Source organism: Brasilonema octagenarum UFV-OR1, from assembly GCF_963888615.1.
In the GTDB taxonomy this organism is placed as follows: domain Bacteria; phylum Cyanobacteriota; class Cyanobacteriia; order Cyanobacteriales; family Nostocaceae; genus Brasilonema; species Brasilonema sennae.
On sequence record NZ_CAWPKW010000037.1, the window covers coordinates 1 to 17,113 of the forward strand.

The following is a 17,113-nucleotide window of genomic DNA, read 5'->3' on the forward strand; positions in this document are numbered from 1 at the left end:
CCTCACGCCAGGTGCTACAACGGGGGGAACCCCCGCAACGCACTGGCTCTCCTTAATAAGGAGAGGGAAGGGGTGAGGTCAAGCAGGAATTATAAGTAATCATGAGCAGGTTTCCAAGTACCGTGGAAACTGTGGGGGATGACGCCGGGTAATGCCAATCTGCACACAGGTGAATCATCTAACCTATCTGCATCGTAAACCCAAACTTCACTCTTATCAGAATTGCCATCATACACAACTGTGATGATCCATGCTTGCTCAGGATTTTGGGGATTTTGAGCATAAATGGGTTCACTTGGATAGCGGTTTTCGCCACAGTCGGCAATTGTGAGGATGTCGGTTTTGTGATCGAAACGGGCGATCGCCCCAAATATTTCTTTGCTCGCACAAGCTCCTTGGCGATGTACGACGAGATAAGTTTGGTTAGTATATTGTCCCGTCTCTTGCGGTGGTACAACTGGAAATTCACAGTGGCGATCTATAATTTCCTCAATTCCCTTGACTTTAGCTGTACTCGGTTCAATATGTATTCGCCACAAAGTACTTACAGCAGAAGTGTGAGTCTCACCTGTTGCGACTTGCCTTAGATACTCGTTGGTTTGAAAGTCTTCATAACGCACCACATCGACAACTATCAATCCACTATCATCCACATACCCATTACCAAAGTGCCATTGAAACCAAGGTTCAGTTTCACCACGACTCACCAGAGACAGTGTTTCACAATCAAACACCAGAACCTGAGTACCCAGTTGCGGCTTCCATTCAAAAGAATTACTATAGCAGCTAAATCCAGTTAACACGGGTAGGATATTTAACCGCAACGGAGGAACGAAAAAGACTAGATATTGCCCAGCTAGGACAAAATCATGTATCAACGCTAAACCATCAAGTTCAAGCGATGTTTTTTGCTGAATTTTACCCGTCAAATCGCTCTTATATATATTCAGTATCCCATTTAATCCTACGGAGACACCAAAGTTAAAAATTGAGCCAGATTTTTGGTCAATTTTAGGATGGGCAGAATAAGGCAATCCATTCTTCAATGCTCCTAAATCATCTTTGCCCAAAGTGTTGAGCATTTGCAAGTCGAGCGCATGAGGATTGTCCCCTTCCCACAGTGCAAGTAATTTATCTGGTAATGCCAGCACAGAAGTATTGGCAGAATTCTTAACTGGTTTCAACCATCTGTTCCAAAATGCCCCTGGTGCAGTCATTCCATAATTGCCGTAAAGCAGTTGCCCTGCTGCTGCTTCTTCTTTATAACCATCAGTTTGCACGTAGCGGTAAACTGCTGTTGCACCCTGCTTTTCCCCCTCTTCATAAGGAGAGTTGAAATGTACGGCAAGAATCGCGCCATCGCCATCAAACCAATGTCCCATCCTCATACCGCCGCGTTCTAACCTTGCCGGACCATTGCGGTAGAGTGTGCCGTGTAAGCCTTCAGGTATTGTGCCAGAAAGGATTTGCAGTTGGGTTAGGGAGAATTCTTTTGCGGGTTCGGCAAGAGCTTGTGCCCAGGCTTTTTTTGTTGACTTTTTGTTGATTGTCTGCATTAGCGCTTGGAAATGTATCAATGAAACAACTAGATTCTTTTAGATTGTCGTTAGAATCTTGTTACAATTCCTCTGCCAGAAGGTGCACAGAACATTTACAGCTTTATTAACTCAAGCCTATGCTGCTCAACAAAAACACTACCGACAGTTAGGATGAGGAAATCGTATAATTAAATAGTAGTAACTCCAATCTTTACTCAGAAAACACGAATGTGCTTTTAATAATAACCCTATCAGAAAAATAGGAATCGTAATTATGAAAATTAAGCACGCTATCAATTTACATAAAGCACTCACTTTTTGGGTAATTTTGGGACTAATGATTTTGTACCAAAATTTCTCCCTTGGACCTTGGGTTTACCTGGCACTTCACAGCACTTATGGTTATTTGTGGCTGATCAAAGATCGCCTATACCCAGATAAGCAATGGGAGCAAGACATTTCCATTGCTGGTGGTGTTTTCGGCTTTGGGTTAGTGAGCTTGTACTGGATAGCTCCATTTATTCTTATTAGTAGTGGGATTATACCATCACTTCCATTAGTAGCAACTGCTATTTCCTTGAACATCTTGGGTATATTTCTACACTATGTTAGCGATGCCCAAAAGTACTACACCCTCAAGTACAAAGAAGGACTCATTACAGAAGGGTTATTTGAGCGTTGTCGTAACACCAATTACTTGGGAGAGATACTTATCTATAGCTCCTTTGCTTTGCTAACTCAACACTGGCTTCCATTCTTAATTCTTGGCGGTTTTATCAGCATGGTATTTATTCCAAACATGCTTAAAAAAGACCAGTCTCTTTCTCGCTATCCTGAATTTGCTGACTACAAGCGCCACTCTGGACTTTTGTTTCCACTACTGTTTGTTCCAAAAACAACTAATTCAGAAAAGGTAACACCGGCTGCTTAGCCCGCATTTCTTACAAGCTTATGCGATACGGCTTCAGCCGTTAAGCCTCCGGCTTATGGCTATTTCTTACCCTCCCCGCAAGCGAGGAGGGATTACAGGTGAGATTCTTCTTAAACCACCACCGCAGTCGCCTTCAATTCCACAATCTTCTCAATCACATCTTCCACAACTATATCCGGTGTAGAAGCACCAGAGGTAATTCCGACAACTATTTCTCCATCTGGTAACCAGTTTTCTGTAATTTTCAAATCTCCATTTAATTCCCGATGCTCAATGCGATTTCCAGATAGAATTCGCGTTTCTCTATCAATGTGATAAGAAGGAATTCCTCGCTCTAGTGCAATCTGTTGCAACTGTGTTGTATTTGATGAATTAAACCCACCAATGACTATCATCAAATCTAGATTTTGTTCCACTAAATCCAACATAGCATCTTGGCGTTCTTGGGTGGCGTCACAAATGGTGTTGAAGCTTTGGAAATGCTGATTTAACTCAGTGGGACCATACTTTGTCATCATCGTCCGCTCAAAGATTTTCCCCATTTGCTCGGTTTCACTTTTGAGCATTGTGGTTTGGTTAGCGATACCAACCCGTTCCAAATCTTTATCGGGATCAAATCCAGGTGAGCAAGCTTTGCTAAATTTTGCCAAGAATTCTTCCCGATTTCCACCATTCAAAATGTAGTTAACAACGTATTCTGCTTGCTGCATATTCAGCACAATCAGATATTTCCCGGCAAAGGAACTTGTTGCAACAGTTTCTTCGTGTTTATATTTACCGTGAATAATTGATGTGTAATCTATTTTCTTGTGCTTTTCAACAGCATTCCAAACTTTGGAAACCCAAGGGCAAGTTGTATCAACAATTTTGCAACTTTTCTCGTTAAGCAACTGCATTTCTTGCACACTTGCCCCGAAAGCAGGTAAAATAACGACATCCCCAGAATTTACGACAAAAAAGTCTTTTTTACCTCCTTCTACGGGGATAAATTCTACTTTCATTTCCAGCATCCGCTGATTCACAGAAGGGTTGTGAATAATCTCATTCGTAATCCAAATGCGTTCAGTGGGAAAATGTTTGCGGGTTTCATAAGCCATCGCTACAGCACGTTCTACACCCCAACAAAAGCCAAAGGCTTGTGCTAAATGGATGGTGACGTTTCCCCTTTGTAGAGTATAGTTTTTATTGCGAATTTCTTGAATTAAACTGCTTTGATACTCAGACTGCAACTGAGTAGCGATTTCTGCTTGGTGACCAAACCCTTTACGATGGTAATTTTCTGATTGTTGGAGCGAACGTTTAAAAGCTTTGGTATCCATTGTTTTTTCTGTTTCATTTTAAAGTTACCATTTTTTATTTTCTCGCGCAAAGAGGCAAAGACGCCAAGAGTCTGTTTGTGCTTTTGGGTAAGATTATTTTTTGTGTAGTCGTAATTTTATTTGACTATATACTTATAAAGTAGAATAGCAGATGAAAGAAAAAAGCAGGGCGATAACGTAAAGCGATCGCCTTGAAGAGTGTCAACCGAGCCAAGCTGGGGGACTCTGCACAAAGTCAGGAGTGCAAAGTCGAGCGTAGGGCGGCTCCCTGCTGGAGCATCGCCCGTTTTTGCCCAGAAGGTTTTCTTGTGCGAAAACATTCTAATCGGAGATTTGGGGCAACCAAGCCCAGCTTGGTTGGGGGATAGGGCAGGCGAAACCATCGCCAATATGAAAACAATATTGGTTAGTAGAGAAAAACATCTCCACTACTTGTTGCTGAAATTGATGCGCTCTCCAAACTCCTCATTGTAACCTTCTTCGCCATGTTCGTTAATATCCATGCCTTGGAGTTCAGCTTCTTCCCTCACGCGCAAACCAACTGTGACAGCTAGGATTTTCAGAATGATCCAAGTACCAACAGCAGCAACAACATAGGCAATGGCAACTGCTGCTATTTGTTTAATCACTTGACTTGGATTACCATACAACAAGCCATTTTTCCCTGCTGAGTTAACTGTCGTGGTTGCAAAGATGCCTGTGAGAATCGCTCCCACTGTACCGCCTACGCCATGCACGGGAAATGTATCCAAGGCATCATCAACTAGTAACTTGTGTTTGAAGCTAACTGCATAGAAGCAAGCAACACTGGTAATACTACCGATTAAAATTGCTGCCAGCGGTGTGACAAATCCTGCGGCTGGGGTGATGCCCACCAAGCCTGCAACTGCTCCTGTCGCTGCCCCAACTGCTGTTGGTTTGCCGCGCAATACCTTTTCTAGGATCAGCCAGGTTAAAGCCCCCGCTGCAGCACCTGTATTGGTGGCAACAAAAGCGGCTGTTGCCAACGCACCAGATGCCAAAGCACTGCCAGCGTTGAAGCCGAACCAGCCAAACCACAGTAAGCCAGCTCCGAGCAAAATGAAAGGAACGTTGTGAGGAGGGCTGAGACGTTCAGGATAAGTTTTGCGAGGTTTAAGGACGATCGCCGCTACAAGAGCAGAAACACCAGAACTGATGTGGACGACTGTACCACCCGCAAAGTCGAGAGCTTCCAAGCCACCGGACAATCCCAACAATCCACCTTTCGCCCATACCATGTGCGCGAGGGGAGCGTAAATAAAAGTTGACCACAAGAGCACGAACAAAGAGTAAGCTGTAAAGCTCATCCGCTCTGCGATCGCACCACTAATCAGTGCTGGGGTGATAATAGCAAACATGGCTTGGTAAATCATGAATGCCTGATGGGGAATCGTCGGAGCGTAGGAAAGTAGCTCAGCAGGCTTTGATCCCTTAAGATAATCAGTTACTTCGTATCCGACATTATTCAAACCTAGCCATTCCAGTCCGCCGATAATGGGGTTACCTGGAGCAAAGGCGAGACTATAGCCCCACAAAATCCAAGTTACTCCCACAATTGCCATGAGCACAAAACTCATCATCAGGGTATTGAGGATGTTGCGCGATCGCACAAATCCACCATAGAAAAATGCCAGTCCCGGAGTCATTAATAGCACTAATGCAGCACAAATCAGCATAAAAGCTGTATCTGCAGCAGTTTGAGCACTAGATATCGCCGCGTTGACATCAGAGGGTGCAGCGAAGGCATTGCCCATCACCGGTACACCAAGAAGCAGCAGGGTTACAGCCCCAATAAGCGCAAATTTCTTTAACACTTGTTTTTGTTCCAAACCACCAACTAGTTTGTGTTCACAAAATCATTTTGAGTACCTTTTGATACTTTCTGATGTACTGAGAGTTACTCAAATATGATTTTTCTGAAAGATTACTAAATATATACTTCTTATTGTCTTTGTCAAGTATTAAATATTGATGCAAGGTTGCTTTTGATTATATTTTTTGTGAATTAGTATCATATTCGGATGAACACAAAAACGAAGAAATTTACCCCATCCTTCACCGCACTTCTCCTTATTAAGGATAGGGGATAGAGATCAGGTGTTTTTATTGTGACTAACACCCGTCCCTATCTCAGAAGCAAAAGTCAAAAGGCAAGGGCATTAGACAAGTCAATTAGGAGAATCACGCAAAGCCTTATAAACTTGTTGGTAAATCTCCTGCACGCGAAACTCCTGCACCATGACTACCTAATTCACTAAATCCATTGGCACTAGCTTCTTTGACAAACCCACTGTAAGCTTCCATACCGTGTTCGCCGATATCCAAGCCTTCAATTTCTTCTTGTGTTGAGACTCTAATACCTAAAGTAGCTTTGAGTGCTAACCAAAAGATGCTACTCAACAGAACAGTCATACCGCCAACCGATAGGATGCCAACAATTTGAGGAATGAGTGTTCCCAATCCACCACCAAAGAAGATCCCATGTGGTCCTACTGGTTTACCTGCTAAATCAACCATCCACGGATATCCACCAGGACCAACAGAAAACAAACCAACAGCCAGAGTACCCCAAACACCACACACGAGGTGAACTGAGACTGCTCCTACTGGGTCATCAATGCGAATCTTATCAAAGAAGGTGACAGCGAAAACTACCAAAACTCCGGCAATCAAACCAATAATAAAAGCACTGTTGAGGTTGACATAAGCACAAGATGCTGTAATCCCAACTAAGCCAGCCAAAATACCATTAATAATCATCGAAAGGTCTGGCTTACCTAAATACAACCAAGCTGTGATTGTCGCAGTAATTCCACCAACAGCACCTGCTAAGTTAGTAGTCAAAGCAACGTGAGTAATCGCACTCGGATCGGCAGCCATTACAGAACCGGGGTTGAAACCAAACCAGCCTAACCACAAAATTAAACACCCTAGGGTAGCAATGCTCATGTTGTGCCCAGGTAAGGCAATAGCTTGCCCATCTTGAAATTTTCCAATGCGTGGTCCAAGAAATGCGGCTCCCATCAAAGCTGCCCAGCCACCAACAGAGTTAACGACTGTGGAACCAGCAAAATCAAAGAAACCCATGTCTGCCAGCCAACCAGCACCCCAAATCCAGTGTCCGGTAATTGCGTAGGCAACACCTACAAGTAAGAGGCTAAAAATCAAGAAGTCAAGAAATTTAATCCGTTCAGCAACTGCACCAGAAACAATTGTTGCTGCTGTTCCAGCAAACACGAGTTGGAACAAGAACTTCGCAGCTAAAGGAACACCTGTCCAACTGAGGGCGCTAAATACACCTTTGTAAGCATCTCCTGTTGCGGGACTATTATCTGCGCCTTGGAGGAAGAAGCCACTCAAGCCAATGAAGTCATTACCATCGCCAAACATCAAGCCAAAGCCAATCGCCCAAAAAGCAACGGTTGCTAGCGCAAACACAACCAGGTTTTTAGCAAGAACGTTGACAGCGTTTTTTTGACGACACAAGCCAGTTTCTAACATACAAAAACCGGCGTTCATGAAGAACACCAAAAAAGCGGCGATCGCTACCCAAAGAGTGTCAATCGCGACTTTAAGTTCCGCCGTTGTTGATCCCGCTGGGGCAGGGGTTTGGGCAACTGCTGTATAACCCCATGCCAGTACAATCAAACAAGCTACGGGGATACAGGCTTGCCAGCTAGGAGACAACTGCTTAATAACAACAGTCATTTTATTGACAATTGAGTTATTTTGTGCAGTGATATATAGTGACTTTACTGCTCGCCATCTATTTTTTCTTCTCGATTTGTTTTTGTTTGTGATTTTTCTCATCATTTTCTCAACCATCCTGAACGGGAGAAACACGTTTCGTATCAACCGCTAACGTTTGATGCGAAACTTGCCATTTGTGAGATTTGTTATTTAGACAAGCTGTCTTAAAATAAATAACTTTCATGAGCAGTAAGCGGTTCTTTGACAAATCAGGCAGTTATAAACCTGATGCTAGCTCTGTTGCTATTAAGAATATTCTTAAAAAAATATTATGTAGCTTCTAAAACCGTCAAGTCTATTCGCTTAAATCTTTAGGGAACGCTTAACACCCGAACGCTTAACAGGGAACAGGGAACGGTTAACACCCGAACGCTTAATTTTTAAGAAGCAATAAAGGTGTACCTAGCTTCGTAAAATCTTTGGAGGAGTCCTATATAAAAAATTAACACTTAAGCATTAGTAAATTTAGTTCCTGTGCTTATCGCAAGTACAAGCGAGTATATACAAATAAATACAAAAAAATTGTACTTATTGTTACTGTTTTTCTTCTGCAGATTGCATTTGTCTTAAATATTCCTCATAGCCAACCTCTTCTAGTTTTTCTTGCTTTGCCATGACTGATTCAGACAAGGTTTGACGATATTGCTGCACCTTATTAAGTAATTCGGCTTGATGAGTCGCAAGAATTTGTACCGCCAAAAGTCCAGCATTTTTAGCATTGCCTATAGCAACAGTCGCAACTGGTATGCCAGCAGGCATTTGTACTATAGAATACAATGAATCAACTCCTTGCAAGTGACGGCTAGGAACAGGAACACCAATAACAGGCAGAGGAGTTAAAGATGCTACCATTCCCGGAAGATGAGCTGCTCCACCTGCCCCAGCGATAATCACCTTAATACCTCTTTGGTGAGCAGATTTGGCATATTCCACCATACGTTCCGGAGTACGATGGGCACTGATAATTGCTACCTCAGTATCAACGCCAAATTCTTCACAAACTGCGATCGCACCTTGCATGGTTGGTAAATCCGAATCGCTACCCATAATGATGCCGACAAGAGGAGCCATAAGCAATTCAAAGTATGCCCTTTGGGCACGCTGCGCGAACAAAATTCAAAGTTCAAAATTGGAATTTAACTTTATGATTAACAATCATCTCACTCTGTGTGTATCTGCTGACCAGAACTAGGGCTTCTTTTCCCCCTACACCCTTACACCCCTATACCCCTACACCCCTAATTGTTAGGATTTTTGATTCACCGTCGCCTCTTACCTCTAAAATCAGGTCAGATTTCATTATCTTTGTGCTGATGTAATGATTGAAGCAACACACAGCTTGCCAGGTACTCCTGTAGATATTATCAATGCTAGAATACCTGGTTACACAGATTTGCAGATTCTCTCGGTTAACCCGCAGGGCATAGTTGAACAAATCCTGCCAATGTCTAAAGTCCTTAAACGTGTTCCGCCAGTTGACTTACAGGTGTTGGATATTGGTGGCGACTGGATTTCACTGGGTGGTGTAGATTTACAGATTAACGGCGCGTTGGGATTGGCGTTTCCTGATTTATCAACAGAAAACTCTCGCCAAATGCTAGACATTTGTCGTTATTTGTGGTATGAGGGGATAGATGCTTTTTTACCTACCCTGGTGACAACTTCGGTAGACAATATTCAGCGTGCGCTTTCTGTGATTGCTGATTGTATGAACTTCAACCCCCCCTCTATCCCGCCTGAAGTTCGGGGGGGAAGGGAAGGTGCGCAAAGAGGTTATGCGAAAATTTTGGGAGTACATCTAGAAGGACCATTTTTAAATTTTCAAAAGCGTGGTGCACACTCCCCAGAATACCTAAAACCACTTAATCTTGAGGAAATAAAGAAGGTTTTGGGAAATTACACTCATCTTGTGAAAGTCATGACGCTAGCGCCAGAGTTAGATCCAACGGGTGAGGTGATTCCATATTTACGTTCTTTGGGTATCACTGTGAGTTTAGGACATTCCCAAGCGACAGCAGCAGAAGCACAACGTGCTTTTGAACTAGGTGCAACAATGGTGACTCATGCTTTTAATGCTATGCCACCATTACACCACCGCGAAAGCGGATTGTTAGGGGCGGCAATTATCCATCCTCATGTTATGTGTGGTTTTATTGCGGATGGTGAACACGTCTCACCAACAATGCTGCAAATTCTACTACGCGCCAGCACTCCTGTTTCTCACCGCAAAGTTGGGGAGATAGGCAAACAAAAACTTTTCCTTGTCAGTGATGCCCTTGCCCCTCTGGGATTGCCTGATGGAGTGTATCCTTGGGATAATCGCCAGATTTCAGTGAAAAACAAAACTGCAAGACTTGCAGATGGAACTTTATCAGGAACGACTTTACCTTTATTGGTAGCTGTGCAAAATTTAGTGAAGTGGGGAATATGTGATGTAGACAGGGCGATCGCACTCTCAACAATTGCACCACGAAGTGCAATCGGCTTGTCTGCAATCCTCTCTGGCGTTAGTGCTAGTCAATTATTGCGTTGGCATTTGGACGAATCTACACAAGAACTTTCATGGCAGAGGTTGTTCTCTTAAGATTTTGCCCCAAGGTACACCACGCAGAAAAATGTTTCTGGTGGTTCCTACACGTGGTACTTTTTAGCTTTGGAATGGATAGATATTGAGTTTCATGAACGTAACTGACGACAAAACGATTGTTAAAGAATATTTCAATTCTACAGGCTTCGACCGTTGGAGACGTATCTACGGTGATGGCGAAGTCAACAAAGTCCAGCTAGATATCCGTACTGGACACCAGCAAACAGTAGAGACGGTACTCAGTTGGCTCAAAGCTGATAACAATTTAGCAGGGCTATCTATCTGCGATGCTGGATGCGGTACAGGTAGTCTCAGCATACCGCTTGCGGAAGCTGGAGCAAAAGTCTATGCCAGCGATATTTCAGAAAAAATGGTAGGAGAAGCTAAGGAAAAAGCTTCACAAATTCTCGCCAATGCTGAAAATCCGACATTTGCTGTACAGGATTTAGAAACGATTAGCGGTAGCTACCATACGGTGATTTGCTTGGATGTTCTGATTCACTACCCTCAGCACAAGGCAGATGAGATGATTTCTCACCTCTGTTCTTCAGCACAGTCACGGATTATTCTGAGTTTTGCACCGAAAACTTTCGCCCTCAGTTTATTAAAGAAGATAGGGAGTTTCTTTCCAGGTGCTAGTAAAGCGACTCGCGCTTATCTCCATCGCGAAGCTGATGTGGTGAAAATTTTGGCAAAGAATGGTTTTTCTGTTCAACGTCAATCTATGACTCGAACTCGCTTTTATTTCTCTCGTCTACTGGAAGCGACACGTCAGTGATTTTAAAATCGCAGCAGGATAGAGTTGTATTTTTTGCTGCGATCGCCAGAAGCCTGCATCGTACTGGAAGAGTCGGTGTAGGTTATTCACGCTGTTTTGAAAAAACGAATAATTTCGCGCACATGATCCAAAAATTGCCCATCTGTGGAAAGTTGAGCGATCGCCCCCCGTGCTTCCCTTGCCAGACGTTCATGTTCTGTTTGATTTGTGGCACGTAATTCTTCTACACTAGCGGCAATTCTGGCTAATTCTTTACGCGTGTCTTCTATATAACTTTGCTGATTTGCTGCTAAGGAGTAGGGTTGTTCTGGATTAAGTTGTTCTTCTAAACGCTTGACGGTTTCTTCTAGAGTGTTGAAACGGGAGCGAAGTTCAACAACATCTTCACGTGGATACTTCCATTCTTGGCGAATCATAACCAATCTTGCATACAAGTACTCATAAGCACTGATGGCTGGGCGCAATCCAGTTAATAGCAAAGCAGCACCAGAACTAATATAGCCGACTGCACTAATACCAGTGGCGGCGAGAAGGTAAAGACTAATTGCTGAAAATAAGTGTAGGGCAAGAGCAACGATAAGCGATCGCCGTGCCAAAACTTTAACGTACTCCAGTTGTTTCTCATCCACTGGAATTCCTTTTTCAGTTGATTGTGCCCCTTCTGCCAAGACTTCTTTTGCCTGAAAATGAACATTCCACGGTACAGTCACAATCACCAACAACCACCAAAAACTGACTCCCCCAATCACCCAGTCAAGAAAGTTGCCAGTAGGAATATGGAACCATTGCAATACACTAAAACCCAACAGCACTAGAACCGTAATTCCAAAACTGGAACCGATAAAGAAATTAAAATACATATTGTCTTGTGTTTGAAAGGTATTACCTCAATCTTGGCGAGAGGTTAACAGATACGCACAAATGCTTGTGATGGTTTTTAGAGTTACACACAGGGATTAGCAATTCATTTGTTTGGTTCGTAAAACAATACACCCTTTGAAATTGCCTATTATTCTGAAAACATCCCATGAATAACATCAAATTGCCGGCGCTTTATTGTCCCTTTCCTTTACTAGTACCGCGCGGCGTAAATACACCTACCATTTTTTTATAGCCCTTATACAAGAAATTTGAGTCAAAATAATGGTTGGCTTACTTCCGCCATGCTGTACTAGTCCAATATCAGAGGAATATCTGCTACATAAAACCTAGACAAGTCTAGACATTACTTCTTTCTTCATCGGGAGCATGGGAGCGGTTATCCCTCAGAAAGCATTCACGCCTTAGCCAGACGGGATAAATTAATGGCTCTACTTATTTTCCTACCAATTTATCTAAAAAATCAATCTTCACACCCAAGTTGATTATTGCTTTTCCATCACGAGTTTTGTATTCCGCATTATTAAGACCAATTATGTACGGTTGATTACCTATGACACCAATAATTGCTCCCCCGGAAGAACCACCGGTGGTATCACAGTCGTGTAACAAGACATTGCCTTCTTCACCCACGATGCTGCAACCTTGTTGCACGCTTGCTGTCCATCCCTTTCCTGCGGTAAAAAATCGATACTTTTCTTTGTCTGTGTTAGGGAAATCACCAGAATAACCAACGAAAATATATTTATTGCGGTTTTTGGTGAGAGTTGATGAGGGTAAAGATTTCCAACCCAGATATCCGTATTTTAAGCCGATAGGTTTATTGAGTTTCAAAAGCGCCCAGTCGTCAGTTTGATTCTCTAACTTAGTTTTAGTGAAATCAGTCCCATAAATGACATTTTGAACTTGGTCTATATCCGATTCATCCGCGACTTTGCCATTAATAAGATTTGGGAGAAACAAGATTTTTTGACTAGCTTGGTGTGTTTCAGGATCAATGACGCAGTGTGAATTGGTTAAAACGACATCTTCACTAATTAATGTACCTGTACAATGATATTCCTCGCCTTTGGTGGTCAATCCCTGTACTCTACCAATTGCCGACCAAGGATATTGTCGGCTTAACATAGGAACTCGGTCATCCCAACCAATAACTCCTCGTTTAAATTCTTGATCATCAGCTTTATCTGGTTGATTCGTCTGTTGCAAATTACGAGGTTGAAAAGCTTTACCGTTTCCTTTGATACTGAAGTTCTTCACATCTTGCAATTTGGTATATTTGGGTGGAGTTGGTTTTGTTGGGGTAGTTTGGGCGTTTGCATTCCACCAAGTATTTAACGTAATTCCGCTGATAGTTGCTGCGATAAATAATGCGATTGATTGTTTGCTGATAAGTTTGTTTTTCATGGGTATTTTGTGTTGGTTTGATAGTTTTTGTATGTCGTCTGTTCCAAGCGAAGAAACCTCACCCGCCTTCGGCACCCTCTCCTTCAAGGAGAGGGTTTAGAGAGTCTTTTCTTTCTCCCTCTCCTTTATAAGGAGAGGGCTGGGGTGAGGTATCTCCATGTCGTTTCTAACCAGAGGGTAAGGACATTCTTTCTCCCTCTCGTTTATAAGGAGAGGGCTGGGGTGAGGTTTCTAACGCCACTCCCCCTGAACAGTGAAACCCGCCCAGTAATAAGGGCTACGCCATTTTGGGTTTTCCCATAACTTCCGTTGTGCTGCACGTAACGCTTCTGATGGGGTTTTCTTTTGCTGTAACATTTCTGTGTAAAATTCCTGCATGAGTACAGATGTGCCTTCGTCGCTAACCTGCCACAGCGACAGCATAACGCGCGCTGCACCTGCATACATTAACCCGCGTGTCAACCCCACTAAACCTTCACCGTTGACGTTTTTACCAAGTCCGGTTTCGCAGGCACTCAAGACGATTAACTCTGCTGGGTAGTCTTGGTTAAACAAATCTGACAAGCGCAAGTATCCTCTGATTGGCTTGCCTTTTTTATCAAATAATGACAGTACAATCCCGGATAACTCTGGTTGCTCTTGATTGACAAACCCGTGAGTGGCAAAATGCAGGATACGGAATTGATTGAGAGTTTTGCTTGTTGCCCAGTCGTAATTAGCATCAAAGCTCAATGCTTCCAGGCTAGTTGCTGCTGGTATCAGTTTTAAAATTCCTTTTGCTTCTTCTGCTGTGTTGGCTAGCCTGTTCCAACCATTGCGTTTCAGGCTTCTGGCGGAACGGTTAAGGGCAGAGCGTTCAACTTCGAGTTCGGAACCGAGTTGAGTATTTTCCGGTTTACCTGTGACTCGTGTGTCGGTAGCACTGTATACCGGATCGGCGAGCACAGCTATGGCTTTGGGTGCGCTTTGGCGGTTGGCAAGTTTTTGGCGTTGGATGGCGATGGTGGAGGCTGAGGGTAAATTGACAATTTCATGGTTTATCATCAGTGGTTGGTATTTACTTGAAGTGATATCAGCTAATGCCCCAAAGGGAATCGTTTGTAGCGCACCATCAGCAACAATCACCAAACGCTTTCCTGGTAATTTATCAGCAACAGGTGCGATCAGGAGTTGACTGAGTTGTTTTGCGCTGTTAATCGCTAAGTCAGTAGTTGTTACTTGCTGCGAATCTTCACGGAACCTCGATGCGACTTTTTCTATTTCCTTTTGTCCGGGGAGGGTGTAAACTTGCATAGAAGTAGGAGTGACTGCCCACAAATAACTGCGTTCTTCTCCCAAAGAATATTGCAATAGCAGAGTATCTTTATCAAGTTGTTGTTGGATTTGCGGTAATTTGAGAATGTCCTTTTCGGGGTTTGGGTTTGTCAGTTTTGCATATTCTGGGCTAGTCGTACGGATTTTGGCTTGCAGTTCGTGGTGTTGTCTGAGAAGATCTTCAATTTCTGTGGTGAGTTTTTGAATAGATGCTTTGGTGAGATCGTTTTTATTTGATGAATTTGCTAAATTTTGCCGCAATGTCTCTCTGGCATCAATTTGTTGTAGTAAGTTGCGTTCTTGTTGTACGAGTTCTGGGTTTGCGCCTTTGAGAATTTTGGCATTAGCTTCGGTTAATAGTTCTATCAAACTTCTGGCGCGGGAGCGTTCGCTGATGTGTAGGGCTAATGCGTCGTATCCTTGGGATGGATCTTTTTTGTGCAGTTGCATCAGCAGGTCGATGTAGAGTTTATAGTAACCCGTTACTGTGGCAAAGTAGGAAGTGCGAAGTTCTTGCCTGTCGATTTTGGTGCGTAATTCTTCGACAATTTTGATTGCGGCTTCTAGGTTGGTGCGGGCTGCTTGCAAGTTACCGCGTTTGCGTTCTAGGAGAGCAATGTTACCAAGGATATTAGCTTCTGCTTGTTTGTCGCCGACTTGTTTACTCAAAGGCAGAGCAGAGTTATAGTATTTGAGGGCACTCTGGTTGTCTCCTAAATCGAAGTAGACTCTGCCAATATTGTTGACGGTTTTTGCTTCCTGTGCTTTGTCGCCCACTTGTTGACTCAAAGGTAGAGAAGAGTTGAGAAGATATTTGAGGGCACTTTGCTTGTCTCCTAAATCATAGTAGACATGGGCAATATTGTTGAGGGTTGTTGCTTCCTGCGCTTTGTCGCCCACTTGTTTACCCAAAGGCAGAGCCAAGTTGTAGTATTTGAGGGCACTCTGGTTGTCTCCTAAATCGGAGTAGACAATACCAAGATTGTTGAGGATTCTTGCTTCTGCTTGTTTGTCGCCCACTTGTTTCATCAAAGGCAGAGCAGAGTTGTAGTATTTGAGGGCACTCTGGTTGTCTCCTAATGAGTTGTAGACTAAGCCAATATTGTTGAGGGTTATTGCTTCCCCTGCTTTGTAGATCATTTGTTTCATCAAAGGCAGAGCAGAGTTGTAGTATTTGAGGGCACTTTGCTTGTCTCCTAAATCGGAGTAGACATTGCCAATACCGTTGAGGGTTGTTGCTTCCTGTGCTTTGTCGCCGACTTGTTGACTCAAAGACAGAGCAGAGTTGAAGTACTTGAGGGCACGCTGCTTGTCTCCTAAATCGGAGTAGACTAAGCCAATATTGTTGAGGGTTCTTGCTTCTGTTGCTTTGTCACCCACTTGTTTGAGCAAAGGCAGAGCAGAGTTGAAGTATTTGAGGGCACTTTGCTTGTCTCCTAAATCGGAGTAGACTAAGCCAATATGGCTGAGGATGCTTGCTTCCTGGTTTTTGTTGCCGACTTGTTTGATTAAAGACACAGAAGAGTTGAGGTATTTGAGGGCACGCTGTTTATCTCCTAAATTGGAGTAGACACTGCCAATACCGGCGAGGGTAGCAGCTTCCAGGTTTTTGTCGCCGACTTGTTGACTCAAAGGCAGAGAAGAGTTGAAGAATTTGAGGGCACGCTGCTTGTCTCCTAAATCGGAGTAGACTAAGCCAAGATTGTAGAGGGTTGTTGCTTCTATTGTTTTGTCGCCGACTTGTTGACTCAAAGGCAAAGCAGAGTTGAGGTATTTGAGGGCATTCTGTTTATCTCCTAAATTGGAGTAGACTCTGCCGATAACAAGGAAAGTAGCTGCTTCCCCTAATTTTTCTCCTGCTTTGCGAAACAATACCAGTGCTTCTTGCCATTTTTCTATTGCCTGTCGCAGAGATACTGCTGTCCCTTGTTTGTAAAGTGCGTCCCCCTCTTCAAAAACTTTTTCTGCAGCAGCGCGGGTTGCATCTTGCTGTGTTGTGGCTGGTTGCTGTGCGATTTGCGACTGTTTTAATGTGCTTTTTGCTCCGACTGATTCGGATAATAAAACGACACTCAGCAAGCAGATTAAACTGTAAAGCTTAATTTTTGGTCTTAGATATTTAAAAAAATCGCTTTTTGTTGGTTTAGCTTTCATCTTCAAGTTGATATTGGTAATTATGCATAGGGAAATTCGTACAGTATAAGTACGGTAGATAGATACACGTTATTAAAATTTTTTCAGAAAATATACTAGTTGACATGGAGTTTAGTTTAAGCTTGCGTGAAAATTAAATCAACCTGGTTTCGCTTTCTGTAACAAAGTTTAGAGAAATTGTCTTTTTGGAGTGGAAGATGATTTTAGAGTTGCTCATGGGTGTTTGTCCTCGCTTTTATTACATCTATTTCTGGGGTTTGAGGACTTATGCAGTTTAGGGGTATAGGGGTGTGTTAGCGCAGCGAGCCGTAGGCTGGGTGTATGGGTGTAAGCGTATAAATGGATACAAATGTGTAGGTTAGGAAAAAATCAGAACTGATCTCAGATCTTGCACCTCGACCTGAGTACGCCTTGAACTGAAGTTCAAGGCTTATA

Annotated in this window: 11 protein-coding genes; 3 read left to right on the forward strand and 8 right to left on the reverse strand. The window is 43.2% G+C overall.

Annotation, left to right across the window (positions count from 1 at the left end):
• Positions 1-89: 89 nt before the first annotated feature.
• A complete protein-coding gene (locus tag AC5590_RS02345) occupies positions 90-1,556 on the reverse strand; it encodes a carotenoid oxygenase family protein (RefSeq protein ID WP_169268095.1) in 1,467 nt (488 codons plus the stop codon).
• Positions 1,557-1,812: 256 nt separating this feature from the next.
• Between AC5590_RS02345 and AC5590_RS02350 the strand changes: the two genes are divergently transcribed.
• Positions 1,813-2,469 (forward strand): DUF1295 domain-containing protein, encoded by a 657-nt coding sequence (locus AC5590_RS02350; protein ID WP_169268096.1) that lies wholly within the window; start codon positions 1,813-1,815, stop codon positions 2,467-2,469.
• A 110-nt stretch (positions 2,470-2,579) separates the two neighbouring features.
• Here the strand turns inward: AC5590_RS02350 and AC5590_RS02355 are convergent, their stop codons facing one another.
• The 4 genes from AC5590_RS02355 to purE form a co-directional block, all read right to left on the reverse strand.
• The gene (locus tag AC5590_RS02355) at positions 2,580-3,788 is read right to left on the reverse strand and encodes a 4-hydroxy-3-methylbut-2-enyl diphosphate reductase (RefSeq protein WP_169268097.1); all 1,209 of its coding nucleotides are present in this window, start codon (positions 3,786-3,788) and stop codon (positions 2,580-2,582) included.
• 428 nt (positions 3,789-4,216) lie between these two features.
• On the reverse strand, positions 4,217-5,623 hold the full coding sequence (locus AC5590_RS02360; protein ID WP_169268098.1) for an ammonium transporter: 1,407 nt from the start codon (positions 5,621-5,623) through the stop codon (positions 4,217-4,219).
• A gap of 379 nt (positions 5,624-6,002) precedes the next feature.
• A complete protein-coding gene (locus AC5590_RS02365; protein ID WP_370460847.1) occupies positions 6,003-7,619 on the reverse strand; it encodes an ammonium transporter in 1,617 nt (538 codons plus the stop codon).
• Positions 7,620-8,093: 474 nt separating this feature from the next.
• On the reverse strand, positions 8,094-8,630 hold the full coding sequence (purE, locus tag AC5590_RS02370) for a 5-(carboxyamino)imidazole ribonucleotide mutase (RefSeq protein ID WP_169268105.1): 537 nt from the start codon (positions 8,628-8,630) through the stop codon (positions 8,094-8,096).
• 247 nt (positions 8,631-8,877) lie between these two features.
• Here purE and nagA point away from each other — a divergent pair, with 247 nt between their 5' ends.
• Both nagA and bchM read left to right on the forward strand, forming a co-directional pair.
• A complete protein-coding gene (nagA, locus tag AC5590_RS02375; RefSeq protein WP_169268100.1) occupies positions 8,878-10,143 on the forward strand; it encodes an N-acetylglucosamine-6-phosphate deacetylase in 1,266 nt (421 codons plus the stop codon).
• Positions 10,144-10,237: 94 nt separating this feature from the next.
• Positions 10,238-10,924 (forward strand): magnesium protoporphyrin IX methyltransferase, encoded by a 687-nt coding sequence (gene bchM / locus AC5590_RS02380; RefSeq protein WP_169268101.1) that lies wholly within the window; start codon positions 10,238-10,240, stop codon positions 10,922-10,924.
• A gap of 86 nt (positions 10,925-11,010) precedes the next feature.
• Here the strand turns inward: bchM and AC5590_RS02385 are convergent, their stop codons facing one another.
• The 3 genes from AC5590_RS02385 to AC5590_RS02395 form a co-directional block, all read right to left on the reverse strand.
• On the reverse strand, positions 11,011-11,784 hold the full coding sequence (locus AC5590_RS02385; RefSeq protein ID WP_169268102.1) for a hypothetical protein: 774 nt from the start codon (positions 11,782-11,784) through the stop codon (positions 11,011-11,013).
• A 454-nt stretch (positions 11,785-12,238) separates the two neighbouring features.
• Positions 12,239-13,210, reverse strand: a complete 972-nt coding sequence (locus AC5590_RS02390) for a trypsin-like serine peptidase (RefSeq protein ID WP_169268103.1) — start codon at positions 13,208-13,210, stop codon at positions 12,239-12,241.
• A gap of 231 nt (positions 13,211-13,441) precedes the next feature.
• Positions 13,442-16,678: a CHAT domain-containing tetratricopeptide repeat protein gene (locus AC5590_RS02395; protein WP_169268104.1), complete on the reverse strand. Its 3,237-nt coding sequence runs from the start codon at positions 16,676-16,678 to the stop codon at positions 13,442-13,444.
• Positions 16,679-17,113: the final 435 nt, after the last annotated feature.